The following is a 1092-nucleotide window of genomic DNA, read 5'->3' as shown; positions in this document are numbered from 1 at the left end:
GGGGTCGCTCCTTCCACGCCTACCGCGATCCCAAGGGCGACCGTTCCGCCGACGCCGACGGCACCGACAACCCGTCCGACTCCGACACGACCTCCAAGGACGCCTCGTGAACCGCATCTTTCTCGACGTGCACGCCCTGCAGACCGTGCCGCCCAGCAACCTCAACCGAGACGACACCGGCGCGCCGAAGTCGGCGGTGTACGGCGGGGTTCCGCGGGCGCGGGTCTCCAGCCAGGCGTGGAAGCGCGCCACCCGCGGCTACTTCAAGGACGCACAGCTGCTCGACCCGGCGGAACTGGGCGTGCGGACGAAGAAGGTCGCCGAACTCCTTGCCACCCGCATCACCGGGCTCGACACCTCGATCGAGGAGGCGGACGCCCTGCGCCTGGCCGCCGCCGTCATCGAGGCGGCCACCGGCATGAAGCTGGCCGTCCCCGAGCGGAAGGCCCGCGGCGCGAAGGCGAAGGTGGCGGGCGAGGAGCCTGCCGACGAGACGCCCAGGTCGAAGTACCTGCTGTTCCTCAGCGCCCGGCAGCTCGACGGCCTGGCCGCGCTGGCCATCGACGGCGCCGCCGACATCACCGCGTACCTGAAGGACAAGGACAACAAGGCACGCGCCAAGCAGATCGCCGACACCGGCCACTCCGTCGACATCGCCCTGTTCGGCCGTATGGTCGCCGACTCCACCGACTTCAACGTCGACGCGGCCTGCCAGGTCGCCCACGCCATCAGCGTGCACCAGGTGGAGAACGAGTCCGACTACTTCACCGCCGTCGACGACGAGAACACCGACGCCGAGAGCGGCGCCGGCATGATCGGCACCGTCGACTTCAACTCCGCCACCCTCTACCGCTACGCCTCGGTCAGCATCCACCAGCTCGCCGCCAACCTCGGCGAAGGACTGCGCGAGGACCAGTCGGTCAGCACCCCCGTGCGGCGCGCCGTCGAGGCGTTCGTGCACGCCTTCATCGCCTCCCTGCCCACGGGCAAGATCAATACGTTCGGGCACCACACGCTGCCCGACGCCGTCGTCGTCACGCTGCGCACCACCCGCCCGATCAGCTTCGTGGCCACCTTCGAGGAGCCCGTCAC

Annotated in this window: 1 protein-coding gene; it reads left to right on the top strand. The window is 69.9% G+C overall.

Features of this window, described 5'->3' with window-relative positions; translation table 11 throughout:
• Positions 1-106: 106 nt before the first annotated feature.
• Positions 107-1092 (top strand): type I-E CRISPR-associated protein Cas7/Cse4/CasC (gene cas7e, locus ACTWQJ_RS51685; protein ID WP_443313253.1); only part of this gene is annotated, 986 nt, incomplete at its 3' end.

Source organism: Streptomyces sp. KR55 (genome assembly GCF_052245645.1).
Taxonomy (GTDB): Bacteria; Actinomycetota; Actinomycetes; order Streptomycetales; family Streptomycetaceae; genus Streptomyces; species Streptomyces flavusporus.
Note: the sequence above shows the minus strand (reverse complement) of the source record. Positions and strands in the feature narration are given on the sequence as shown.